The organism is Janthinobacterium sp. GW460-12-1-14-LB5, from assembly GCF_059423585.1.
The window spans coordinates 203,013-226,767 of the sequence record NZ_JBWKYD010000008.1; the positions used below are offsets into that span (position 1 = coordinate 203,013).

Here is a 23,755-nt window from a genome sequence, read left to right on the forward strand (position 1 = left end):
ATGATCAGCTGGCAATGGAACACGTTCGACGAACTCGGCCCCCACGATCTGTACCAGGTGCTGGCCTTGCGCCAGCGCGTCTTTGTTCTGGAACAACAGTGCCTGTACCCGGACCTCGATGGCCATGACCAGCAGGCGATGCACTTGCTGGGCTGGCAGACGGCCGATGGCCAGCGCCGGCTGGCCGCCTACCTGCGCGTGCTGGCGCCCGGCGCCAAGTATGTGGAAATGTCGCTGGGCCGCGTGTTGACGGCGCCCGAAGCGCGCAGCAGCGGCGCCGGCAAGCAGTTATTGCTTGAGGGCATCGCGCGCGCGGAACGCCGGCACCCTGGCCACGCCATCCGCATCGGCGCGCAGCAGTACCTGGAGCGCTTCTACCAGTCGTTCGGCTTTGTCACCGTCAGCGCGCCCTACGACGAAGACGGCATACAGCACGTCGACATGCTGCGCGCAGAGAAACCGGCATGACGACGGCGCTGATTTCCTGGAGCGGCGGCAAGGATTCCTGCCTGGCCCTGTGGCGCGCGCGCAACGCCGGCCTGGACGTGCCGCTGTTGATCACGGCCATGGATGAAGATGGCCGCAAATCGCGCTCGCACGGCGTGCCGCCGGAATTGCTCGAAGCCCAGGCAGCCAGCCTGGGCGCGCGCCTGCAGCGCTATCACGCCAGCTGGGCCAGCTACGAAGAGCAATTCATCGCCATGCTGCGCGCGGCGAAAGACGCAGGCATAGAACACGCCATCTTCGGCGACATCGACTTGCAACCGCACCGCGATTGGGAAGAAAAAGTCTGCGCCGCGGCCGGCCTGACGGCCCATTTACCCCTGTGGGGCGAAGCGCGGCGCGCGCTGGTCGATGAATTTCTCGCCGCCGGCTTCAAGGCCATCGTCGTCTGCATCAATGGCCAGCACCTGCCACGCGAATTTTGCGGGCGCGAGTTCGACGCCGCCTTCCTCGCCGACTTGCCGCCCGGCGTCGATGCCTGCGGCGAAAACGGCGAATTCCACACCTTCGTCTACGACGGCCCCGCCTTCAGCGCCCCGGTGGCGTTGCGCCGCACGCAAGTGCTGCAATATGACGCGCCGGCCAACCTGGGCGGCGCCACGTATTACTTCCAGGAGCTGGCGCCCGCTTAAACCGGCCAGCAAAGCAAAAAGGGCGATTCCGTGGAATCGCCCTTTTCATGTGCCCTGCGCGTGCTTACTTTTTATCCACTTTTCGCAGCGTGATGTCGAACACCAGGCCGGCGTAAGGCGGGATCACCACCGCACCCGTCGCGTCACGGGTGCCGCTCACGCCATAGCCCAGGTCATACGGAATGAGCAGGCGGCGCGTGCCACCCACCTGCATGCCGACCAGACCACGGTCCCAGCCCAGGATATTTTTGCCGATACCCTGGACAAACGTATAACCGTTGAGAGAAGGGGACGCGTCGAATTGCGCGCCTTTGCCGTCCGGCTTGCTCGCGTCGTACAGCCAGCCCGTGTAGAGCACCGTCAAGGTATCGCCCGCCGCGGCGACCGTGCCGGTGCCTTTCACCAGGTCAGGAAAGAGGAACTCTTTCACTTGCGTGTTCGGGTCTAGCACGACCGGCTTCTCCGTGTTGGCGGCGGCACCGCAAGCGGTCAGGGCGACGGCGCAAGCGAGGGTGGCGATCAATTGAAATACCGATTTCATGGTTTCCCTTTAAATATTGGTGTGTGACTAAGGCCCGTACGGTGCGGACCGGTACGGGCTGGAGTTTAACAGGAGTCATGTGCCCCATTTGTAAGCAGACGTAAGCACGGTGGCGGTTGTGTGCCAATACAACATTGGCACAACAACCACATTGCCTAGATTTCCACCTGCGTGCCCAGTTCGATCACCCGGTTGCTCGGAATCTGGTAGTAGTCGGCCGCCGTGCGCGCATTGCGCGACATGGTGACGAACAGGTGTTCGCGCCACGGCATCATGCCGGCGCCCGGCGTCGAAATGATGGTCTGGCGCGCAATGAAGAACGACGTTTCCATCATCTCGAAATCGAGTCCCTGCTCGGCGCACTGCGCCAGCGCAGCCGGAATGTCCGGTTCATCCTTGAAGCCGTAATGCACGTTGACCTGGTAGCACTGGTGACCCAGCTCCACCACGCGCACGCGCTCCGATGGCGCCACCCACGGCTCTTCATGCATGAAGACGGTAAGGAAGATCACGCGCTCGTGCAGAACCTTGTTATGCAGCAAGTTATGCAGCAGCGCATGCGGCACGCCATCCGTTTCGCCACGCAGGAAGATGGCCGTGCCGGGGACGCGCAGCGGCGGCGCGATGAACAGCGACGAAAGGAAATCGTTGAGCGGAATCGCATGCTTTTCCAGGTTCTGGAACACCAGCTGGCGGCCCCGTTTCCAGGTCAGCATGACGATGAACAAGATCGAACCCAGCAGCAGCGGGAACCAGCCGCCGTGGAACAGTTTCAAGGCGGTCGCCGACACCAGGTTGATGTCGATGATCAGGAAAAAGCCCGTGGCGGCCCAGCACAGGGCCAGGTTCATCTTCCAGCGGTAGCGGATGACGAAGAAAGTCAGGATGGTGGTCGACAGCATGGTGGCCGTGACCGCAATGCCATAGGCGGCGGCCAGGTTTTCCGAGGAGCCGAAGCCGACGACGGCCAGCAGCACCACGGCCAGCTGCAGCCAGTTCACGGCAGGGATGTAAATCTGCCCGATTTCGCTTTCCGACGTGTGGCGCACGCGCATGCGCGGCAGGAAACCCAGCGCGATCGCTTGCTTGGTCATCGAGAAGGTGCCGGAAATGGTGGCCTGCGAGGCAATCACGGTAGCCATGGTCGACAAAATCACCAGCGGATACACGCTCCACGCGCCCAGCTGCTGGTAAAACGGATTCGAGACGGCTTCGGGATGAGCCAGCAGCAAGCCGCCCTGGCCCAGATAGTTCAGCGCCAGCGCGGGGAAGGCGATCAGGAACCAGGCCAGGCGGATCGGTTTCTTGCCGAAATGGCCCATGTCGGCGTACAGCGCCTCGGCACCCGTCAGCGCCAGCACCACGGCGCCCAGGGCGACGAAGGCGACGAAGCCGTTATTCATCAGGAAGGTCGCCGCGTGCAGGGGATTGAGTGCGGCCAGGACGGCGGGCGACTTGATGATGTTGACCACGCCCATGCCGGCCAGCGCGGCAAACCACAGCACCATGACGGGGGCAAAATAGCGGCCGATGCCGGCCGTGCCATGCGACTGCACGGAATACAGGCCCACCAGCACGGCGATGGTCAGCGGCACCACGTAGGGACTGAAGGCGGGCGTGGCCACTTCCAGGCCTTCGATCGCCGACAGCACGGAAATGGCCGGCGTGATCACGCTGTCGCCATAGAACAGGGTGGCGCCGAAGACGCCGATCACCATCAGCGGAAAATGCCAGCGCGACAGGCGGCTGACGGACGACAGCACCAGCGCCATCAGGGCCATGATGCCGCCCTCGCCGCGGTTGTCGGCGCGCAGCACCAGGGTCACGTACTTGAGCGAGACGATCAGGGTCAGGCCCCAGAAAATCAGCGAGACGATGCCCAGCAGGTTCTCGGGCGAGAGCGCCAGGCCGTGGGCCGGGTCGAAGACCGTCTTCAGGGTGTACAGCGGGCTGGTGCCGATATCGCCGTAAACGATGCCGACGGCCGCCAGCGTCAAGCCGGCCAGGCCGCTTTTTTTATGTTCCGACGTCAAGATTGCACCCGTTTTTGTTTTGTTGCATCGCACAATATGATAGGTATTAGCAAATAGCAAGAGTATTTTTGCATGGTTACGGGCTGCCCCAAAGTCGTGGTTTTGTGCCGCTCCGCCTTGCTGCGCGGGCTTGCGGCCATTGATTTGTTGCCATTCTACGCCTCGCCAGCGGCGCCGGGCAGCCCCCGGTGTTTTCAGACATAATGACAGACTGTCTACTCTCCAGCGAAGCCCATCATGAATCCAGGCATGCTCTACGCCTCCCTCGCCTTCCTGTGCTGGGGCCTGTTTCCCCTGTATTTCCATGCCATCGGCGAGATAGCGCCGCAGGAAATCCTGGCGCACCGCATGGTCTGGTCGCTGTTGTTCCTGGGCATCGTGCTGACCGTGCGCCGCCAGTGGAGCTGGCTGGGCGCCTTGCGCGGCCAGCCGAAAGTGGTGGCCAGCTTCGTCGCCAGTGCGTTCTTGCTGTCCGCCAACTGGTTCATCTATATCTGGGCCGTCAACAACGGCCACGTGGTCGACGCCAGCCTCGGCTACTTCATTACGCCCCTGATCAATGTCATGCTGGGCTTCTTGCTGCTGCACGAGCGCCTGCGCCGCCTGCAGTGGCTGGCCATCGGCCTGGCCGCCTGCGGCGTGGCCTGGCTCACCTGGCAGGCGGGGCAGGTACCGTGGATCGCCCTGCTGCTGGCGGCCACCTTCGGCGGCTATGGCTTGCTGCGCAAGACGGCCGCGCTGGGCGCGCTGGAAGGCTTGTCGTTCGAAACCCTGATTCTGTTTCCCCTGGCGCTGGCCTATATGCTGTGGCTGGGCTGGCATGGCCAGAGCGGCTTCGTCAATACGGATTCCACCGCCACGCGCGCGCTGCTGCTGGCGTCCGGCCCCATCACGGCCATCCCCCTGCTGCTGTTCGCCGCCGGCGCGCGCCGCCTGCCGCTGGCCGTGCTGGGGCTGTTGCAATACATCGCCCCCACGGGCCAGTTGCTGATTGGCGTATGGGTCTTCCACGAATCGTTCACGCCCGAGCGCATGCTGGGCTTCCTCGTCATCTGGACGGCGCTGGCCCTGTACGCGGCCGAAGGGCTGTGGACGGCCCGCCGCGCGCGCAGCGCCGCCTAGACACCCAGGGGGCCGTTTCCGCAGCGCACAGCGCTGGCCGGAAGCGGGCGTTTACCGTATCCTGTCCGTCTTTGTATATCACCCGAGATTTCTAATGGCAAATTACGTCTACACCATGAATCGCGTGGGCAAAATCGTCCCGCCCAAGCGCCAGATTCTGAAAGATATTTCCCTCTCCTTCTTCCCAGGCGCGAAGATCGGCGTGCTGGGTCTGAACGGCTCCGGCAAATCGACCCTGCTGAAGATCATGGCCGGCATCGACACCGACATCCAGGGCGAAGCCGTGCCGATGCCGGGCCTGAACATCGGCTACCTGCCGCAGGAACCACAGCTGGACCCGGCAAAAACCGTGCGCCAGGAAGTCGAGTCGGGCCTGGGCGAAGTGTTTGAAGCGCAAGCCAAGCTGGAAGCCGTGTACGCCGCGTATGCCGAGGAAGACGCCGATTTCGACGCCCTGGCCACGGAACAGGCGCGCCTGGAAGCAATCATCTCGACCTCCGACGGCGGCAATCTGAATTTGCAGCTGGAAATGGCCGCCGACGCGCTGCGCCTGCCGCCTTGGGACGCCACCATCGGCGTGCTGTCCGGCGGTGAAAAGCGCCGCGTGGCGCTGTGCAAGCTGCTGCTGTCCAAGCCCGACATGCTGCTGCTCGACGAACCGACCAACCATCTGGATGCGGAATCGGTCGACTGGCTGGAACAATTCCTGCTGCGCTTCCCCGGCACCGTGGTAGCCATCACCCATGACCGCTACTTCCTCGACAACGCGGCAGAGTGGATCCTGGAGCTGGACCGCGGCCACGGCATTCCATGGAAGGGTAACTACTCGACCTGGCTGGACCAGAAGCAAGCCCGCCTGAAACAGGAAGAAGCGACGGAATCGGCGCGCCAGAAGGCGCTGCAGAAGGAATTGGAATGGTCGCGCCAGAATCCGAAAGCGCGCCAGGCCAAGTCGAAAGCCCGCCTGGCCCGCTTCAACGAGCTATCCGAGCACGAATACCAGAAGCGCAACGAAACGCAGGAAATCTTCATTCCCGTGGCCGAGCGCCTGGGCAATGAAGTCATCGAGTTCAAGAACGTGTCGAAGGCGTTCGGCGACCGCCTGCTGATCGATAACCTGAGCTTTACGGTGCCGCCAGGCGCCATCGTCGGCATCATCGGCCCCAACGGCGCCGGTAAATCGACCCTGTTCAAGATGATCACCGGCAAGGAAACGCCGGACAGCGGCGAAGTGGCCATCGGCCAGACGGCGCGCGTGTCCATCGTCGACCAGAACCGCGATAGTCTCGCTGACAACAAATCCGTGTTCGAGGATGTGTCCGGCGGCGCCGACATGCTGACGGTCGGCCGCTTCGAAATGCCGTCGCGCGCCTACCTGGGCCGCTTCAACTTCAAGGGCTCGGACCAGCAAAAGCAAGTGGGCAACCTGTCCGGCGGTGAACGGGGACGTCTGCACCTGGCAAAAACGCTGTTGATGGGCGGCAACGTCCTGCTGCTCGATGAACCGTCGAACGATCTGGACGTGGAAACCTTGCGCGCGCTGGAAGACGCCCTGCTGGAATTTGCCGGCAGCGTCATGGTCATCTCGCATGATCGCTGGTTCCTCGACCGTATCGCCACGCACATCCTGGCCTTCGAAGGCAATTCGCAGGTCACCTTCTTTGACGGCAACTATCAAGAGTACGAAGCCGACAAGAAGAAACGCCTGGGTGAAGAAGGCGCGAAGCCGAAGCGTATCCGCTACAAGCCTTTGACCACGTAATTTCGGTCCGGCAATGCAAAAAGGCAGTTACCTCGCGGTAACTGCCTTTTTTTTCAGCACACTTCCAGTAAATTAGAAGTTGTAGCGTGCGCCCAGTGCCAAACCGGTTGCCTTGCGGCCCTGGTCGGCGCTCTTGCCGAAGTGTTCCACTTCCGCCGTCAGCGAGACTTTCTCGTTGATCGCGTACTGGGCACCGACGGAAGCGTACACGCCCGTCTTGTCGTTGCCGCTGATGCCAGTCGACAGGCCCGTGCCGCTCAAGCTGTTCTTGACCTTGGCCACGCCGAGCTTGCCGAACACGCCGACCTTGTCGCTCACCGGCATGGTGGCCTTGCCGGCCAGGTAGTAGCCGTGCGAATCGCTTTTCACGGAACCGTTGCCGGCGCCGGTGACATAGCTGTAATCCTTGCTGCCGAAATCGGCGTAGCCGCCCTCGACCGCCCAGGTCTTGTCGAAATCGTAACCGGCGAAGATCTTGGCGCCCGCCTTGTAGCCGCTGTGATTATCGGCGCTGGTGGCGCCAGGAATATCGAAGTTGTAGCGGTTGCCCGTGACGCCGGCACCCACATAGGCGCCTTCGGCGTGCGCGGCGCTCATGCCGGTGAATGCGGTAGCAGTAGCGATCATTGCAAACAGGATTTTCTTCTTCATCATGTTCTCTCTCTCAATTAGTGAATGGTGCCTGGATTCGCAGTTCAGCGAAGTGCGATGAGGACACAATAACAGGCGAAAAAAGCTACGTCTTTCTCCATTCCGTAAGAACTGTGACAAGATGTAAGCGGAAATTGCAAACTGACAATAACCGTAAAATGCGCACCGTTGAGCGAACTTAAGATAGACTTAAGGACATTAGCGATTTCCAGTCAAGAGGAGAGGTGCATGCACAAACGCCAGTTTCTCGCCGCCGCCATGGCCGCCACTACCCTGCCGGCCATCGCCCGGGTGGCGCCCGCCGGCCTGCGCGGTCCGGCCCTGCTGACCGTCACGGGCAGCATCGATAAACCGAACCGGGGTCCGTTCGACGCCGTGCGCGACCAGATGATGCACAAGCAAAAAATCAGCTTTGAGCGGGCGCGGGCCTTCGATTTTGCGGCGCTGACGAATTTGCCGGCGCGCACCATCCATCCCACGCTGGAATACGACGGCAAGGCACATGCCCTGCGCGGGCCGCTGCTGGTCGATGTCTTGAAGGCGGCGGGTGCGCCCGAGGAAGATGCCGTGCGGCTGCTGCTGCGCGCCGTGGACGGCTATGCGGCGGCGCTGACCATGGCGCAGGCGCGCGCACAGCGTTTTATCGTCGCCACCCACCTGGACGGTCAGCCGATGGCGCTGGGCGGCCTGGGGCCGCTCTGGGCCATCCACGATGCCGACCGCATCGCGGCCGTGGCGGCACTGCCCCTGGCCGAACGGTTCGCCAGCTGCCCGTGGGCGCTGTATCACATCGGCGTGGAGGCGGGTTGAACTATCTAAATAAAACGCCAAACAAAACCGTAGCGAGCGGCAATGATTTGTGGCCGAGAAGCGCAGCAGGTTTTGACAGGCGTTTAGGCGTAGGCTTCCGCCATCGACATGACGCGTGGGGCGATAGCAATGCCATGCTCCTCGAACAGCGCCGTGATGGCCGCCAGATTGTGCGTGCACTCCTCGGTTTTCCAGCCCTTGAAGATATCCGTGCCATCCTTCTGGAAATGCAGGTCCAGCACTTTGCCCATATCCTTGTGCAGGTAGGGCGAACTATAGGTGTTCTCGAAGCCGAGCGCCTTCAATTGCCCCAGCAAGGCCAGCGGCGGATGGTCGGGATCGGTGGCGAGAAAAATGCCGAAGGTCTTGCCCGGTGGTTTGGCGGCGATGTCGACCTCGTAGATGCCGGGGGCCTTGCTGACGGACGTACTCTTTAAAAATAACATGCAACACTCCCTGCGCGGAATGTCCCGCGCCTGAAACGGGCGGCAAGACAGGGGCGGTGCGCAATGATTCCCCTCGTCAAATCTTATTGCTAATTTGCATCTTTGTCGACAAATCGGCACTTTTATTTGGTAAGTCGTGGTTATCTTGTCGCGTTCGACAGCGTAAATTATCAAGAAAACCAGTTATCATTGCGCCAATATCCACCCTGTTGCATACTTTTGGCTTGCCTCACGATGGCTATCCCGCCTGCCACTGCCTCGTCTCCATGCGTCTTCTGTCGATCAAGTACCGCCTGCTCATCCTCCTGACCCTGATCCTGGGGGCGGGCTTCATGGCCACCAGCCTGGCCAGCTACCTGGCCTCGCGCCAAGCCATTGAACACGGCATCGCCGACCAGACCTTGCCGCTGACGGGCGACAACATTTACTCGGAAATCCAGAAAGACATGCTGCGCCCCGTCTTCATCTCGTCGCTGATGGCGCATGACACCTTCGTGCGCGACTGGATACTCGCCGGCGAAAACAAGCCGGAACAGATCGTGCGCTACCTGGCCGAGGTCAAGAAGAAATACGGCGCCATCACCAGCTTTCTCGTCTCGGACAAGAGCAGCAAATATTATTACGCGGAAGGCACCCTGAAATCCGTCAGCCCGGAGGCAACGCGCGACATCTGGTATTACCGCGTGCGCGCCATGGACACCACCGACTATGAAACCAATGTCGACGTCGACATGGCCAACCGCGACAGCATGACCATCTTCATCAACCACCGCGTCTACGACTACGACGGCCAGTTCATCGGCGCTACCGGCATCGGCCTGACCCTGGCCACCATGAGCCACATCATCGACCGCTACCAGGCGCGCTTCCACCGCAACATTTACTTTGTCGACGGTGCCGGCACCCTGGTATTGGCGGGCAAGAGCATGCGCAACGGGCACGGCAATATCCGCAGCCTGCCCGGCATAAACGCCATTGCCGGCCAGATCATCAACCACCAGAGCACACCGACGCACCTGTCCTACCAGCTGGGACGCGCGCAAATCCTCGTCAACTCGCGTTTCATTCCGGAACTGGGCTGGTATCTGGTGGTCGAGCAGAATGTCAGCGACGAGGTGCAGTCGCTGCAGCGCGTCTTCATCCTCAACCTGGCCATCAGCTTCGGCGTCACCCTGCTGGTGCTCGTGCTGACCCTGCTGACGGTGAACCGCTACCAGCGCCGCATCGAGCGCATCGCTTCGACGGATGCGCTGACGGGCTTGCTGAACCGCCAATCGCTGGAGTTGCTGTTCCAGCGCGCGATGTTATTGTCCAAGCGCCATGCGCAACCCATGTCGGCCATCCTCTTCGACATCGATTTCTTCAAGCGCGTCAACGATACCCACGGCCATCTGTGGGGCGACAAGGTCATCCGCGGCGTGGCCGACGTGGCGCGCGCCACCGTGCGCGAAAGCGACGTCATCACGCGCTGGGGCGGCGAGGAATACCTGGTGCTGCTGAATAACTGCAGCCTGGCGCAGGCCGTCGAGGTGGCGGAAAGCCTGCGCGCCGCCGTCGAACGCCACGATTTCGGCCTGCCCGCGCCGCAACTGCCCGTGACGATCAGCCTGGGCGTGGCCGAGTACCGGCCAGAGGAAAGCGAATCGGCCTTCTTCTCGCGCGCCGACAGCGCCCTGTACCAGGCCAAGGAGCGGGGCCGCAACCGCCTGCACGCGGCCTAAAGCGCGGACTTGCGCCTGGCCAGGTCCTGCGTGGGCGCGACCAGCGCCCGGTACAGCTCGCCCGTGGCCGCATCCCAGGCTTGCACGGCCTGCTGCTGGCGTTGCACGGTGGCCGAGTCGCCCCGTGCGATGGGGCCGGACAGCGCGGGCGCGGCGCCCAGGCGAAACACGTTCGCCACCGCTTCCGTCACCAGCGGCTGCGCCAGTTCGCGCGCCACCGGTTCGGGGATGCCGGCCGCCTGGTAGGCGCGCAGGGCGGCATCGAGCACCGTCACCAGGTAATTGCTGGCAAAGACGGCGGCGGCGTGATACAGGGTCTTGGCGGCCGGATCGATGGGCACGGGACGCGCGCCGATGGCATTCAAGGCCGGCGTGAGGAAGGCCAGCGCCAGCGGGTCGCCTTCGACGCCGCAAAACGTGCCGTCGAAGGTGGCCGCCACCTGCTGCGGGTCGGCGAAGCTGCGGATCGGGTGGGCGCTGGCGACAAAGGCACCGGCCTGCGTGGCCGCCAGCAGCACGCTGGACGCCAGCGCGCCGCTGCAGTGGAACACGATGGCGCCCGCCTGGCGTCCCTCGGCCACCAGCGCCGCGCAGGCCGGGCCGATCTGGTCATCCGACACGGCCAGCAGCGTGACGTCGGCGTGCCGCAAGGCCGCATAGCTGGCGACGGGGGTGCCGGCGCCGATAAAGTCCACGGCCGCCTGCGCCGACGCCATCGAGCGCGTCAGCACGTCCTGCACCGCGATGCCGTCCACGCCGGCGAACAAGCGGCCCAGCACCTTGCCCACGTGGCCGGCGCCGATGATATTCAATGTCACGTTCATGATGATGTTCTAAAAACTCGATCCCGGCTGGCGCAGGAATTCCACTTCTTCCGGCGTGGAAGCGCGGCCGAGGATGGCGTTGCGGTGAGGGAAGCGGCCGAAGCGGGCGATCACTTCCTGGTGGCGCCCGGCATAGTCGAGCATGCTCTCAAAACCGGGCTGCGCCTGCGACAGGCGCTGGAACAGCTCGACGGCGCGCGCCTGCATGGCCAGGTCTTCCGCATGTTCGAACGGTAAATACACGAAGGCGCGCAGCATCGGCGGCAGCTGCTGGTCGAGTCCCTGCTGCGTCATGGCGACGGCCAGCGCCAGCGCCCAGGCGTCGCCGGCAAAGGCGCGCGGCGTGCCGCGGTACACATTGCGCGTGAACTGATCGAGCACGATGAGGCGCGCCAGCGCGCCGTGCGGCGTCGCATCCCATTCACCCAAGGCGCCGGCTATGGCGGCATCGATCAGCGCACCGAAACGCGCGCGTATCAGCGCATCGAAACCGTCATCCTTGCGGAACCATTCCATGCGCGCCTGGCCGTGGCCGGGGTGATCCGGCGGCAGGAACCAGAAATCGAGTACTTTTTGAGCCTGGGCGTCCATGTCCATCCTTTTCAGTTGCGTGCATGCGACAGCTGGAAGCCGGCGATGCCATCGAAGGCGGCCAGTTCGGCCGACATGGCCGACAGACTGGCGCCCGTGTTCTTGCCATGTGCGATGGCGACAAAGCGCCATTCCTGCATGCCGTCGCTGCTGCCGATGGTCAGCGAGCCGCCGGCGATGTCGTAGCCGCGCTTGGCCGCCATGCGCCGCAGTGCATCTTCGCGCGGAATGAACCCTTGCTTGAAGCGCATGGTGATGGCCACCGCGTGGCGCGACGGCAGCCAGTTCTCCAATTTTGACAGGAAAATCATCGCCATCGCACACAGGAAGGCCAGGCCCATGGCCGACAGATAAAAGCCGATGCCCACCATGATGCCGATCACGGACGAGGCCCAGATCGAGGCGGCCGTCGTCAGGCCGCTGATATTGAAGCCCTCGCGCATGATGACGCCAGCGCCCAGAAAGCCCACGCCCGTGACGATGCCCTGGATGACGCGCGTGGGATCGCTGCCGACGATGGCGCCATGGCCGCCGTACCAGAATTCGGGATAGCCGCCCAGCACCGTCAGCGCGGCCGAGGCCATGCAGACCAGGCTGTAGGTGCGCATGCCGGCCGCGCGCCCGTGATACGAGCGTTCATAACCCACCAGCAAGCCCAGCAGCAATGCGCCCAGCAGGTTCAGCAGGATCACGCCATTCGTCGCCAGCTCGGCCGGCGACCAGTAGGCGCGCAGGAAGTCGATGGTCGGCATTTAATCCTGGGGCTTTTTCGTCAGCTGCTTTTCAAACGCCACGTCGAGCTTGCTGACGCGGCGCGCCTTTTGCGGCCCCAGGCCATTCACGAAGGCGACAAAGGCGTCCAGTTCCAGCGGCGGGCACAAGGGCGGCAAGCCCGGGCCTTCCGTGAGGAAGAACAGTTCATCGCCCGTGCGCGCCATCGTGTACAGACGGTTGCCGGTGCGTTCCTTGAGCCGCTCGATGGCGGAGGTGGCGCGGGTCGAGCGCATCAGATGGCTCCCGTGCGCTGTTCCAGCCACGCCAGCGCAGGCGCATCGGCCGGCGCGGCCAGGTGCGGCGCCAGGCGCGCGCGCACGGTGGCGTGATAGTCGTTGAGCCAGGCCGCTTCGTCGTCGCGCAACAGCGAGCGTTCCACGCAGCGCGTGTCGATCGGGCACAGGGTCAAGGTTTCGAAGCGCAGGAATTCGCCGAACTGCGTCGTCCCCGCCGGCACATTCAGCACCAGGTTCTCGATGCGGATGCCCCACTCGCCGGGCCGGTAGATGCCCGGTTCGATGGAGGTGATCATGCCGATCTCCATGGCCGTCTGCGGCTCCGGCATGGCGGACTGCGAAATCGATTGCGGCCCTTCATGGACGTTCAGGAAAAAGCCCACGCCATGGCCCGTGCCGTGGCCGAAATCGATGCCTTCGGCCCACAGCGGCGCGCGCGCAATCGAGTCCAGCATGGGCGACTTCACGCCGCGCGGGAACTGCGCGCGCGACAGGGCGATCATGCTGCGCAAGACCAGGGTGAAATCGCGCCGGTGTTCTGCCGTGATCGTGCCAACGGGGACCACGCGCGTGATGTCCGTGGTGCCACCGAGGTACTGGCCGCCCGAATCGATCAGCAGCAGGCCGTCGCCGTCGATGGTGGCGGCCGAATCCGCATGGGCGTGGTAATGCATGATGGCGCCATGCGCATTGAAGCCGGCGATGGTGCCGAAACTGGGGCTGACAAAACCGGCGCGGCGGGCACGCGCGGCCGTCAGGTGCTCGTCGACGCCGATTTCCGTCAGCGGCGCGCGCTGCGGGTCGGCCAGGGTGCTGTCAAGCCAGCTGAAAAATTCGCACAGGGCGGCGCCATCCTGCTCCATGGCGGCGCGCACGTGCGCCGCTTCGCTGTCCGTCTTGCGCGACTTGGCCAGGGTGGTCGGGTTGATCGATTCGACCACGCGCACGCCGCCGGGCACGGCCTGGCGCGTGCCGAACGTGACGCGGCGCGGGTCCAGCAGCAGGCTGGCGCCGGCCGGCAAGGCGGCCAGCGCGGTGCCGGCACGGTCATACGCGGCCACGTCCACGCCTTCGCTCTCCAGCGTGGCGCGCAGGGCGGCGGGCAGCTTGCCGTCGGCGACGAACAGGGTGGCGCGCTCGGGGCCCACCAGCGCATGCGCGAGGAAGACGGGGTTGTAATTGACGTCGGCGCCGCGCAGGTTGAACAAATACGCGATATCGTCGAGGGTGGAAATGACGTGGTGGCTGGCGCCGTGCGCCGCCATGCCGGCGCGCAGGGCCGCCAGTTTCTGCATGCGCGACAGCGTTGGATACGCGGCCGCATGCTCGTACACGGGCGCGGCGGGCATGGCCGGGCGATCCGGCCAGACGGCTTGCAGCACATCGGTATCCGTGCGCAGGGTCACTTGCTCGCCCAGCGCCTGCTGCAGCAGGCGCGCATTGGCCAGGCCCAGCACGGCGCCATCGACGGCCACCGTCTGCCCCGGCTGCATGGTCTCGCCCAGCCAGTCGATATACAGCACGCTGGCACCGGACGGGATTTTCTTCAGGACGATGCCGCTGCCGGCCAGTTCGTCTTCCGCCTGTTCCCAGTAGCGGCCATCGGTCCACACGCCGGCAAAATCCTGCGTCACGACCAGGGTGCCGACCGACCCCGTGAAGCCCGACAGCCACTCGCGGCCCTGCCAGCGGGCCGGCAGGTACTCGGACAAATGCGGGTCGGCCGAGGGCACGATACAGGCATCGATGTGCTGTGCGCGCATGGCGCCGCGCAGCTGCGACAAACGGGAGGCGGGAGTGGATTGGTCTGGTGTCTGCATGGGAGCGAAAATGGAGCGGTGCCGGGAAGCATCTATGATACCGCGATTAGCCGCCGGGCTGCACTCGGTGCAGCGCCAGCAGCACCCCGGCGGCGGCGGCGATTTGTTCCAGCAGCGCCTCATCGTAGGGCAGCCACGGCACGGCGCCCAGCTTGTTCCCCTGCGCTACCACCTCGATCACCACCCCGGCGCCATCTTTCGTGACCCTGCCGGTACTCAGGTGGATCGCATGCCGGCCCACCATCAGGTGGCGCGCATCGAGCGCCATGCGGCCATCCTCGATCTGGTCCGCGAATACCTGTTCCAGCACGGCGCGCCGCATGCCGGCCATCGGCCCCGGTGCCAGGTTGGACAGGTAAAACAGGCGCTGTTCGCGCTCCACGCTTTGCTCGTCCTCCACCAGCGCCAGCGCGCTGGCGCTGACCAGCAGATCCACCGCGCGGCACGCTTCCGAATAGGCCACCGGCGCCATCGGCATCATCTGCGCGGGCGCCAGCCCGTTTGACGTGCAGGCGCCGCCCGCCCCCGGATACACGTGCCCGTCGAGGCGCAGCAATACGCGCCAGGCGCCGAACTGGCGCGACAAGCCTTCATCGTAGTCCAGGCGCCAGCCTTCGCGGCGCGCCAGTCCCAGCAAGGTGCGCAGCGACAGCTGGTAGCCTGCAAATGCGGCACTGCCGTCGCCGGGCGGTGCATATATTTCGCGATAAACCTGGCGCAGCGGCTGGCGCAGGCGCCGCTGCGCGACCAGCGCTTGCCAGGCGGCGCGCTCTTCCCCGCTGCCATGCAAAGGGTGCCACAGGCCGATCTCGCCTTGCGCAGGCAAATCCACTGGCTGCCCCTGCGCGTCGATGGCGCCTTTCCCGTCGAGCATGAAGGCCAGCCCATCGCCCGTGCGCCAGACCAGCGCGCGCGCCACCGCGTCGATATCGGCATCGTCGCGCAGGGCGCGCCATTGGTCCAGGCCAAACCACACCTCGCTGGCGTAGCCCGCTTCCAGGCGTCGCGCCAGCATGGCCTGGCGCCGTTTGCCCATGGGGCCCGGCATGCCGATCCTCCAGGCGATATCGGGCCGTTCGGCCAGCGCCCGCTCGGCCGGTTTCAGATTGCGTTCCAGTTTCTTGCGGATGCCCGCATGGCGTACCTGGGCCAGCGCCGCGCGCAGGGCTTGCAGGCTTTCGGGCGTGGGGATGGTTTCCACTGCATGGCCCAGCGCCATCGCCAGCGACTGCGACGGCGCGCTCTTGGCCGCGCCGGGCGCCACGCATGCCAAAGGCAGCAAGACGGTAATCACGGGCCTGAACCAGGCATCGTCGCGATAGGACGCCACCCGCGCGGCACGCGCCAGCACGGGAGAGTCTGCCGTGGCAAAGGCGGCATCGGCCGCATACGGCACGCTGCCGTCATGGATGGCGGCGATATGGCCCGCCGCCTGTTCCAGTATCGTGCGCGCAAACGCGACATACGCCGCATCGTCGGCCAGCACTTCGGCAGGATCCGCCTCGCCGATGCTGTCGCGGCTCCAATGGCCACTGTAGCGCGAGCCGGCCAGCGCCAGCAGGGACGCTTGCGCCAGCTGCGGCAGTACGGTGAGTTCCTGCAAGGTCAAGGGCATCGGGTAGCGCGCATGGCGCTCCTCCATCATCTGCCCGAACTGGGTTAGGGCGTCGCCGCCGGCCAGCTGCGCCAGCAGCCAGGCGGCAAAAGGCTGTTCGCCCCAGTGCTTCGGTTCATCCAGGATGCGCAGCGCCAGCTGCGCGCTGCCTTCGGGTGGCGCGCCGCGCAGACAATCCAGGCAGCCGATTGCGTAGTCCCAGTCGTGCACGCGGGCCGCATCCAGCGCGTCGAGGAACATGTCGCCTGCCAGCGCCGGTGCCAGCTTCACGCTGCTCGCTTGCGCCAATAGCGCCATCGCCAGTTCGCGCCGCGCGGAATCGTCATGGCCGAAGCGCGCCGCGCGGTGCAGCGCACCCCAGATGGCGCCCAGCTCTTCGGGTGTCCAGTCGCTGAAATCGACCGGCGGCCCCGTGAAACGCGCATGCTCGACAAAGCCGCCATCGAGGCGGGCGCGCAGCGCCGCGGCGCGAGTGGATTCAGATGGCATCATCGGCCTCGTAGCGGCGCAAGCCTTCCAGGTCCAGCACGCGGATGCCGCCGTAATCGAGGCGCAATAAACCCTTTTTTTCCAGCACCTGCAAGGCCTGGTTGGCGCGCTGGCGCGAGGAGCCCGACAGCAGGCCGATCTCTTCCTGCGACAGCTGCACCAGCGTCTCCACGCCCGGGTACAAGTGCGAGTTGAACATCGACGCCAGGCAGCGCGCCACGCGCGTGTTCAGGTCCAGCAAGCGCTCGTTTTCCACCATGCCGATGAACTGGCCCAGGCGTTCGTTCAGCTGCATCAGCAAAAAGCGCGTGAATGGCAGACTCGTTTCCAGCAGCCAGTGGAAGGTGGCGCCGGGCAGGCGCGCCACGCGCGTGTCGCGCAGGGCCATGGTGTCGTATTTGCGGATTTCATTCTTCAGCAATGAACCTTCGCCGAACCAGCTGCCGGGCGGCACGCCGATGAAGGTCATGGCCTTGCCGGAGGCGGAAAAATTATTCATCTTGACCATGCCGCTGATGACGCCGATCCAGTTGTCCACCGGTTCGCCCTTGCGGCAGACGAAGCCGCCTTTCGGCACGAAGGTTTCAAACACGTCCGCCTCGACCCTGGCCAGTTGAACGGGGTCGAGCAGCTGCGCCCAGTTGGCCGCGCGCACGGCATCCTTCAGCGTGATATCAGGGTAGGTCATTGTGCGATGCACCATCGAAAAGTGGGTAAATGTCCCCGAAAAGACAACTCGGCAAACTAACGCAAGCTACTATCATTGCACAAACGCCTTATACATAAAAACACAGAGCGCCATCCAACGAGGTGGAGCCTGAGACAAGCAACAGGGAGACACTGGTGCAAACGACTACCACAGCAACGATGCCGACTTTTCCGCGGCGCTTATTGCAACACGGGACAGTACGATCCGACAAGCCCGCCTTTCGCGAAAAACACCTGGGCATCTGGCAAACCTGGACCTGGTCCCAGGTCAATGACGAGGTGCGCGCGCTGGCCTGCGGCCTGGCCGCCATCGGTTTCCGGCGCGGCATGAACCTGGCCATCATCGGCGACAACCGTCCCCGCCTGTACTGGGCCATGCTGGCCGCGCAAAGCCTGGGCGGCGTACCCGTGCCACTGTACCAGGATGCGCCGGCCGCCGACATGGCCTATGTGCTGCAGGATGCGGAAATCCGCTACGCCGTCGTCGAAGACCAGGAGCAGGTCGACAAGCTGCTCGAACTCAAGGCCCTGTATCCGCACGTCGCCCACATCGCCTATGACGATGAACGGGGCATGCGCCATTACCGCCAGCCGGAGCTGACGTCCTTTGCCGCCCTGCAGACGCTGGGCCGGACCTACGACCGCGAGCATCCCGGCTTTTATGAGGCCGCGGTGGCAGCGGGCCAAGGGAGCGACTCGGCCGTGATCCTCTACACCTCGGGTACCACGGGCAAGCCGAAGGGCGTGTGCCAGAGCCATACGGCTCTGCTGGCAGCCGGCGAAGGCGGCGTCGCCTTCGACCAGCTGACCGACGAAGAAGACATCCTGTCCTACCTGCCCATGGCGTGGGTGGGCGACTGCCTGTTTTCGCTGGCGCAGGCCATGGTGGCCGGCTTTACCGTCAACTGCCCGGAGTCGGGCGACACGGTGATGATCGACATGCGCGAAATCGGCCCCACCTGCTACTTTGCCCCGCCGCGCGTGTTCGAGAACATGCTCACCAGCGTGATGATACGCATGGAAGACGCCAGCAGCATCAAGCGCCGCATGTTCAGCCATTTCATGGACGTGGCCAAGCGCTGCGGCGCGCAGATTTTGGATGGCAAGCCCGTCTCGCTGGCGGACCGCCTCAATTACAGACTGGGCGAAATCCTCGTCTACGGTCCCTTGAAAAACGTGCTGGGGCTGTCGCGCGTGCGCGTCGCCTATACGGCCGGCGCCGCCATCGGCCCCGACCTGTTCCGCTTCTACCGCTCGATCGGCGTCAACCTCAAGCAGCTGTACGGTTCCACCGAAACCTGCGCCTACGTATGCCTGCAACCGGACGGCAATATCAAATTCGACAGCGTCGGCTTGCCGGCGCCGGGCGTGGAAGTCAGGCTCGCGGCCAATGGCGAAGTGCTGGTCAAGTCGCCCGCCACCATGAGCGGCTACTTCAAGCGCCCTGACGCCACCGCCGAAGTGATCGACGATCACGGCTACTTCCATACGGGCGACGCGGGCGTGTTCGATAGCGAAGGCCATCTGAAAATCATCGACCGCGCGGCCGACGTCGGCAAGCTGAATTGCGGCGCCATGTTCGCCCCCAACTACATCGAAAACAAGCTCAAGTTCTTCCCCTTCATCAAGGAAGTGGTGGCCTTCGGCAATGCGCGCGACCAGGTCTGCGCCTTCATCAATATCGACCTCGAAGCGGTGGGCAACTGGTCGGAGCGGCGCGGCATCGCCTATTCCGGCTACACCGACCTGGCGGCGCGCGCCGAAACCTATGGCTTGATCCGCGACTGCATCGAGCAGGTCAACGCGGAACTGGCGGCAGACCCGCTGATGGACCGCACCCAGGTACACCGCTTCCTGGTGCTGCACAAGGAACTCGACCCGGACGACGACGAACTGACGCGCACGCGCAAGATACGCCGCAAATTCATCGCCGAAAAATATGCGGTGCTCATTTCCGCCCTGTATGAGGGCAAGACAACGCAATACATCGAGACCCAGGTGAAATTCGAGGATGGCCGCCTTGGCTCGACCAGCGCCGACCTGCAGATCTGGGACAGCAAAACGTACCGGCCGCAGGGCCTGGCCGCATGATGGAGCACAGCACGATGCAAATGAACGAACCCGACGCCCATTTCGGCACGGCCCGCAAGACGGGTCCCGTCATCCTCGACCTGAAGAATATCTCGCTGTCGTTCGGCGGCGTGAAAGCGCTGACCGACATCTCCTTCGATGTGAAACAGCATGAAATCCGCGCCATCATCGGTCCGAACGGCGCGGGCAAGAGCTCGATGCTCAACGTGATCAATGGCGTGTACCGCCCGCAGCAGGGCGAGATCATCTACCGGGGCGAGCACCGGCGCGGCATGGACTGCTACCAGGCCGCCAAGTCCGGCATTGCGCGCACCTTCCAGAACATCGCCCTGTTCAAGGGCATGACGGTGTTAGATAACATCATGACGGGACGCAACCTCAAAATGAAGTCGAATTTCCTGCTGCAAGCCCTGTACTGGGGCCCGGCGCGGCGCGAGGAAATCGAGCACCGCAAGAAGGCCGAGGAAATCATCGACTTCCTGGAAATCCAGGCCATCCGCAAGACGCCCGTGGGGCGCCTGCCCTACGGCTTGCAAAAACGCGTGGAACTGGGCCGCGCGCTGGTGGCCGAACCGGAGATCTTGCTGCTGGACGAACCGATGGCCGGCATGAACGTGGAAGAAAAGCAGGACATGTGCCGCTTCATCCTCGACGTCAACGACCAGCTGGGCACGACCATCGTGCTGATCGAGCACGACATGGGCGTGGTGATGGATATCTGCGACCGCGTGGTGGTGCTCGACTACGGCAAGAAGATCGGCGACGGCACGCCCGACGAGGTGCGCAGCAATCAGGACGTGATCAATGCCTATCTCGGCGTGGCGCACTAGACAAGGAATGGCAATGAATATCAATTTTTTCTTTGAAGTGCTGATCGGCGGCCTGCTGTCGGGCGTCATGTATGCGCTGGTGGCGATCGGCTTCGTCCTGATCTACAAGGCTTCGGGCGTGTTCAACTTCGCGCAGGGCGCGATGGTGTTCTTCGCCGCCCTCACCTGCGTCGGCATCATGGACAAGTTCGGCCTGTCGCTGTGGCTGGCCATCCCGCTGACGATGGTGACCATGATAGCCCTGGGCATGGCGATTGAACGGGTGGTCTTGCGCCCGCTCGTCAACCAGCCCGAAATCACCCTCTTCATGGCCACCATCGGCCTGACCTTTTTCATCGAGGGCCTGGCGCAGCTGATGTGGGGCTCGCAGGTGCACAAGCTGGACCTGCCGATCGAAGACGTGCCGATGCAGTTCCTGATGGACCACTTCGACATCAACATTTCGCAATTCGACATGGTGGCCGCCGGCGTCTGCGCGCTGCTGGTGATTTGCCTGGCATTGCTGTTCTCGAAAACCAAGGTGGGCCGCGCCCTGCGCGCGGTCGCCGACGACCACCAGGCGGCGCTTGCCGTGGGTATCCCTTTGCAGCGCATCTGGGCCGTGGTCTGGGGCGTGGCGGGCCTGGTGGCCCTGGTGGCAGGCTTGCTGTGGGGCGCCCGCAACGGCGTGCAGTTCGCCCTCACCTTCGTCGCCCTCAAAGCCTTGCCGGTGCTGATCCTCGGCGGCTTTACCTCGGTGCCGGGCGCCATCGTCGGCGGCCTGATCATCGGTGCCTCGGAAAAGCTGGCCGAAGTCTACATCGGCCCCATGGTCGGCGGCGGCATCGAAGGCTGGTTCCCGTATGTGCTGGCCTTGCTGTTCCTGCTGGTGCGTCCGGAAGGCCTGTTCGGCGAAAAGATCATCCGGCGAATATAACGCCACCGTAACAGCATCGTAGGTCGGGTTAGCGCATGGCGCGTAACCCGACAACAGCCAAAACAGCCAGCAAAGGACCATCCCATGATTTACCGTGAAGCAGGACAATTCAAGACCAGCTACCAGGCCGACAACCAGATCTTCCCGATCCGGCAAGACCGCCTGGCGCTGACGGCCACGCTCCTTGCCGCCGTCTTCCTCCTGCCGTATTTCGCCTCGCCCTATCTCCTGTCGGCGATCATGATTCCCTTCCTGATCTTCGCCCTGGCCGCGCTGGGTCTGAACATCCTGACGGGCTATGCGGGCCAGCTGTCGCTGGGCACGGCCGCCTTCATGGCAGTCGGCGCATTTGCCTCGTATAACTTCATGGCGCGGCTGCCCGGGCTGCCGCTGCTGGTGTCCTTCATCCTCGGTGGCCTGTGCGCGGCCATGGTGGGTATCGCCTTCGGCCTGCCCTCGCTGCGCATCCGCGGCTTTTACCTGGCCGCCTCCACGCTGGCGACGCAGTTCTTCGTCGTCTGGTGCCTGACCAAGATCCCCTACCTGACCAACTACAGCTCCTCGGGCGTGATCACGGTGCAAAAGATGACCATCCTCGGCTACCAGTTCGACACGCCGCAAAGCAAATACCTGCTGGTGCTGGCGATCGTCGCGGGCATGGCGCTGCTGGCCAAGAACATGATCCGCTCGAACGTGGGCCGTTCGTGGATGGCCGTGCGCGACATGGACATGGCGGCCGAAGTGATCGGTTTCAGACTGATGCGCACCAAGCTGCTGGCCTTTGCCGTCAGCTCGTTTTACTGCGGCGTGGCCGGCGCGCTGTACGCGTATGCCTACCTGGGCACGGTGGAACCGGAAGCCTACAACCTGGACCTGTCCTTCCGCATCCTGTTCATGATCATCATCGGCGGCGTCGGTTCGATTTTAGGTTCCTTCCTCGGCGCGGCCTTCATCGTGCTGCTGCCCATCTTCCTCAATACCATCGCGCACGGCCTGTCGCTGCCCACCAGCGTGGCCTCGAACCTGGAACTGATGGTGTTCGGCGCGCTGATCATCTTCTTCCTGATCGTCGAACCGCACGGCCTGGCCAGGCTGTGGCAAATCGCCAAGGAAAAGTTGAGACTCTGGCCCTTCCCCCATTAAGTTTTTGCAGTCGATGTCGGTTCACTTGAATACCAAATAAAACAAGAGGAGACACACAATGAAACACATCAAATCGCTCATGCTGGCCGCCGCCATCGCCAGTGCCGCACTCACCATGGCCGGCAGCGCCCAGGCGCAGGACAAGGAACAGTACATCGCCCTGCCGTCCTACCGCGTGGGTCCGTACGCGGCCGGCGGCTCCGGTTTCTACGGCGGCATCATCGACTACTTCAACCTGGTCAACCAGGCCGGCGGCGTCAATGGCGTCAAGATCAGCTGGGAAGAGTGCGAAACCGAATACAACCCCTCGCGCGGCGTCGAATGCTATGAACGCCTGAAAACCAAGCAGGGCGGCGCCACGTTGGTCGAAACCCTGTCCACGGGTGTCGCCTACGGCATCCTGGACCGCGTGGCGCAGGACAAGATCCCCATGACGATGATCGGCTACGGCCGCTCGGACGCCGCCAACGGCAAGGTCTTCCCGTACGTGTATCCGCTGATCTCCAGCTACTGGAGCCAGGCCGCCGCCATGATCAAATACCTGGGTGACAAGGATGGCGGCATGGACAAGCTGAAAGGCAAAAAGATCGTGCACCTGTACCACGATTCGGCCTTTGGCAAGGAGCCGCTGCCGGTGCTCGAAGCGCTGTCGAAACAGTACGGCTTTGAGCTGATCAAGATTCCCGTCGCGCCGCCTGGCAGCGAACAGCAATCGCAATGGCTGCAAATCCGCCAGGCCAAGCCGGACCACGTGATCCTGTGGGGCTGGGGCGTGATGAACTCCGTTGCCATCAAGACGGCACAGCGCAACGGCTTCCCTCGCGACAAGATGCTGGGCGTGTGGTGGGCCGGTTCCGAAGAAGACACGATTCCATCGGGCGACGCGGCCAAGGGCTACACGGCGATGAGTTTTAATACGCCGGGCAACTACCCCGTTCTCGACGACATCCGCAAAAAACTCTACGCCTCCGGCAAGGGCAACCTGTCCGACCAGTCGCGCATCGGCTCCGTGTACCACATGCGCGGCGTGACGGCCGGCATCCTGTGGGTCGAAGCGATTCGCACGGCGCAGGAAAAATTCGGCAAGGGAAAACCGATCACGGGCGAGCAGATGCGCTGGGGCCTGGAAAACCTGAACGTCGACGACGCGCGCCAAAAGGCCGTGGGCGCGCTGGGCATGTTCCCCACCGTGAAAACCAGCTGCGACGACCATGAAGGCTCGGGCGCCGTGAAAGTGCAGCAGTGGGATGGCAAGAAGTGGACCGCCATCACGCCGAAATGGATCGTCGGCGACAAGGCCCTGGTGCGCAAGCTGGTCGAGGAATCGTCCGGCAAGTACGCCGAAGAGAAAAAGATCACGCCGGCGTGCATGAAGTAAATCGCTGACGATGGTGGTGTCGGATTACGGCCTGCGGCCTAATCCGACCTACGCCGCATTCTTGTAGGTCGGATTAGCGTAGCGTAATCCGACAGCATCGCCAACACATATGAAAACG

General features: G+C 63.7%; 22 protein-coding genes. 11 read left to right on the forward strand and 11 right to left on the reverse strand.

Annotated elements, in window-relative coordinates:
* Nucleotides 1-468 (forward strand): GNAT family N-acetyltransferase, encoded by a 468-nt coding sequence (locus AC07X6_RS10700; RefSeq protein ID WP_494790937.1) that lies wholly within the window; start codon nt 1-3, stop codon nt 466-468.
* On the forward strand, nt 465-1,136 hold the full coding sequence (locus AC07X6_RS10705; RefSeq protein WP_494790938.1) for a Dph6-related ATP pyrophosphatase: 672 nt from the start codon (nt 465-467) through the stop codon (nt 1,134-1,136). The genes AC07X6_RS10700 and AC07X6_RS10705 overlap by 4 nt, the downstream gene beginning before the upstream one ends.
* Before the next feature lie 64 nt (nt 1,137-1,200).
* Here the strand turns inward: AC07X6_RS10705 and AC07X6_RS10710 are convergent, their stop codons facing one another.
* Nucleotides 1,201-1,677, reverse strand: coding sequence for an FKBP-type peptidyl-prolyl cis-trans isomerase (locus tag AC07X6_RS10710; protein ID WP_494790939.1), 477 nt, complete (start codon nt 1,675-1,677; stop codon nt 1,201-1,203).
* A 155-nt stretch (nt 1,678-1,832) separates the two neighbouring features.
* The gene (locus AC07X6_RS10715; RefSeq protein ID WP_230540166.1) at nt 1,833-3,710 is read right to left on the reverse strand and encodes a potassium transporter Kup; all 1,878 of its coding nucleotides are present in this window, start codon (nt 3,708-3,710) and stop codon (nt 1,833-1,835) included.
* A 237-nt stretch (nt 3,711-3,947) separates the two neighbouring features.
* Here AC07X6_RS10715 and rarD point away from each other — a divergent pair, with 237 nt between their 5' ends.
* Entirely contained in the window at nt 3,948-4,832 is an 885-nt protein-coding gene (rarD, locus tag AC07X6_RS10720; protein ID WP_474293912.1) for an EamA family transporter RarD, read from the forward strand.
* 94 nt (nt 4,833-4,926) lie between these two features.
* On the forward strand, nt 4,927-6,594 hold the full coding sequence (ettA, locus tag AC07X6_RS10725; protein WP_034752850.1) for an energy-dependent translational throttle protein EttA: 1,668 nt from the start codon (nt 4,927-4,929) through the stop codon (nt 6,592-6,594).
* Nucleotides 6,595-6,666: 72 nt separating this feature from the next.
* Here the strand turns inward: ettA and AC07X6_RS10730 are convergent, their stop codons facing one another.
* Complete coding sequence (locus AC07X6_RS10730; protein ID WP_230540164.1) at nt 6,667-7,248, reverse strand: porin family protein; 582 nt, start codon at nt 7,246-7,248, stop codon at nt 6,667-6,669.
* Nucleotides 7,249-7,473: 225 nt separating this feature from the next.
* Here AC07X6_RS10730 and AC07X6_RS10735 point away from each other — a divergent pair, with 225 nt between their 5' ends.
* The gene (locus AC07X6_RS10735; RefSeq protein ID WP_494790940.1) at nt 7,474-8,055 is read left to right on the forward strand and encodes a putative pterin-binding protein; all 582 of its coding nucleotides are present in this window, start codon (nt 7,474-7,476) and stop codon (nt 8,053-8,055) included.
* An 83-nt stretch (nt 8,056-8,138) separates the two neighbouring features.
* Here AC07X6_RS10735 and AC07X6_RS10740 read toward each other — a convergent pair whose 3' ends face one another.
* On the reverse strand, nt 8,139-8,501 hold the full coding sequence (locus tag AC07X6_RS10740) for a hypothetical protein (protein WP_230540162.1): 363 nt from the start codon (nt 8,499-8,501) through the stop codon (nt 8,139-8,141).
* Between the two features lie 224 nt (nt 8,502-8,725).
* Here AC07X6_RS10740 and AC07X6_RS10745 point away from each other — a divergent pair, with 224 nt between their 5' ends.
* The gene (locus AC07X6_RS10745; RefSeq protein ID WP_494790941.1) at nt 8,726-10,222 is read left to right on the forward strand and encodes a sensor domain-containing diguanylate cyclase; all 1,497 of its coding nucleotides are present in this window, start codon (nt 8,726-8,728) and stop codon (nt 10,220-10,222) included.
* Here the strand turns inward: AC07X6_RS10745 and AC07X6_RS10750 are convergent.
* The 7 genes from AC07X6_RS10750 to AC07X6_RS10780 are packed head-to-tail and all read right to left on the reverse strand — an operon-like array spanning nt 10,219 to nt 17,259.
* Nucleotides 10,219-11,046, reverse strand: coding sequence for a Rossmann-like and DUF2520 domain-containing protein (locus AC07X6_RS10750; RefSeq protein ID WP_494790942.1), 828 nt, complete (start codon nt 11,044-11,046; stop codon nt 10,219-10,221). The two genes, AC07X6_RS10745 and AC07X6_RS10750, sit on opposite strands and share 4 nt — an antisense overlap.
* A 9-nt stretch (nt 11,047-11,055) precedes the next feature.
* On the reverse strand, nt 11,056-11,643 hold the full coding sequence (locus tag AC07X6_RS10755) for a DUF924 family protein (protein WP_230540159.1): 588 nt from the start codon (nt 11,641-11,643) through the stop codon (nt 11,056-11,058).
* 5 nt (nt 11,644-11,648) lie between these two features.
* The gene (locus AC07X6_RS10760; protein ID WP_230540158.1) at nt 11,649-12,389 is read right to left on the reverse strand and encodes an MgtC/SapB family protein; all 741 of its coding nucleotides are present in this window, start codon (nt 12,387-12,389) and stop codon (nt 11,649-11,651) included.
* Nucleotides 12,390-12,644: a hypothetical protein gene (locus AC07X6_RS10765; protein WP_046681889.1), complete on the reverse strand. Its 255-nt coding sequence runs from the start codon at nt 12,642-12,644 to the stop codon at nt 12,390-12,392.
* Complete coding sequence (locus AC07X6_RS10770) at nt 12,644-14,467, reverse strand: aminopeptidase P family protein (RefSeq protein ID WP_494790943.1); 1,824 nt, start codon at nt 14,465-14,467, stop codon at nt 12,644-12,646. Before AC07X6_RS10770 ends, AC07X6_RS10765 begins: the two co-directional genes overlap by 1 nt.
* Before the next feature lie 46 nt (nt 14,468-14,513).
* Nucleotides 14,514-16,574: a DUF4132 domain-containing protein gene (locus tag AC07X6_RS10775; RefSeq protein ID WP_494790944.1), complete on the reverse strand. Its 2,061-nt coding sequence runs from the start codon at nt 16,572-16,574 to the stop codon at nt 14,514-14,516.
* The gene (locus AC07X6_RS10780; protein WP_494790945.1) at nt 16,561-17,259 is read right to left on the reverse strand and encodes a Crp/Fnr family transcriptional regulator; all 699 of its coding nucleotides are present in this window, start codon (nt 17,257-17,259) and stop codon (nt 16,561-16,563) included. Before AC07X6_RS10780 ends, AC07X6_RS10775 begins: the two co-directional genes overlap by 14 nt.
* 179 nt (nt 17,260-17,438) lie before the next feature.
* On the opposite strand from AC07X6_RS10780, the gene AC07X6_RS10785 reads away from it, so the two are divergent.
* The 5 genes from AC07X6_RS10785 (at nt 17,439) to AC07X6_RS10805 (ending at nt 23,637) form a co-directional block, all read left to right on the forward strand.
* A complete protein-coding gene (locus tag AC07X6_RS10785; RefSeq protein ID WP_494790975.1) occupies nt 17,439-19,370 on the forward strand; it encodes an AMP-binding protein in 1,932 nt (643 codons plus the stop codon).
* 14 nt (nt 19,371-19,384) lie between these two features.
* Nucleotides 19,385-20,200 carry an ABC transporter ATP-binding protein gene (locus tag AC07X6_RS10790; protein WP_494790946.1) on the forward strand — a complete coding sequence of 272 codons (816 nt, stop codon included), beginning with the start codon at nt 19,385-19,387 and terminating at the stop codon, nt 20,198-20,200.
* 19 nt (nt 20,201-20,219) lie between these two features.
* Nucleotides 20,220-21,116, forward strand: coding sequence for a branched-chain amino acid ABC transporter permease (locus AC07X6_RS10795; RefSeq protein WP_230540315.1), 897 nt, complete (start codon nt 20,220-20,222; stop codon nt 21,114-21,116).
* An 84-nt stretch (nt 21,117-21,200) separates the two neighbouring features.
* Nucleotides 21,201-22,259, forward strand: a complete 1,059-nt coding sequence (locus AC07X6_RS10800) for a branched-chain amino acid ABC transporter permease (protein ID WP_230540154.1) — start codon at nt 21,201-21,203, stop codon at nt 22,257-22,259.
* Between the two features lie 58 nt (nt 22,260-22,317).
* A complete protein-coding gene (locus AC07X6_RS10805) occupies nt 22,318-23,637 on the forward strand; it encodes an ABC transporter substrate-binding protein (protein ID WP_474293889.1) in 1,320 nt (439 codons plus the stop codon).
* The last annotated feature ends 118 nt before the right edge of the window (nt 23,638-23,755 follow it).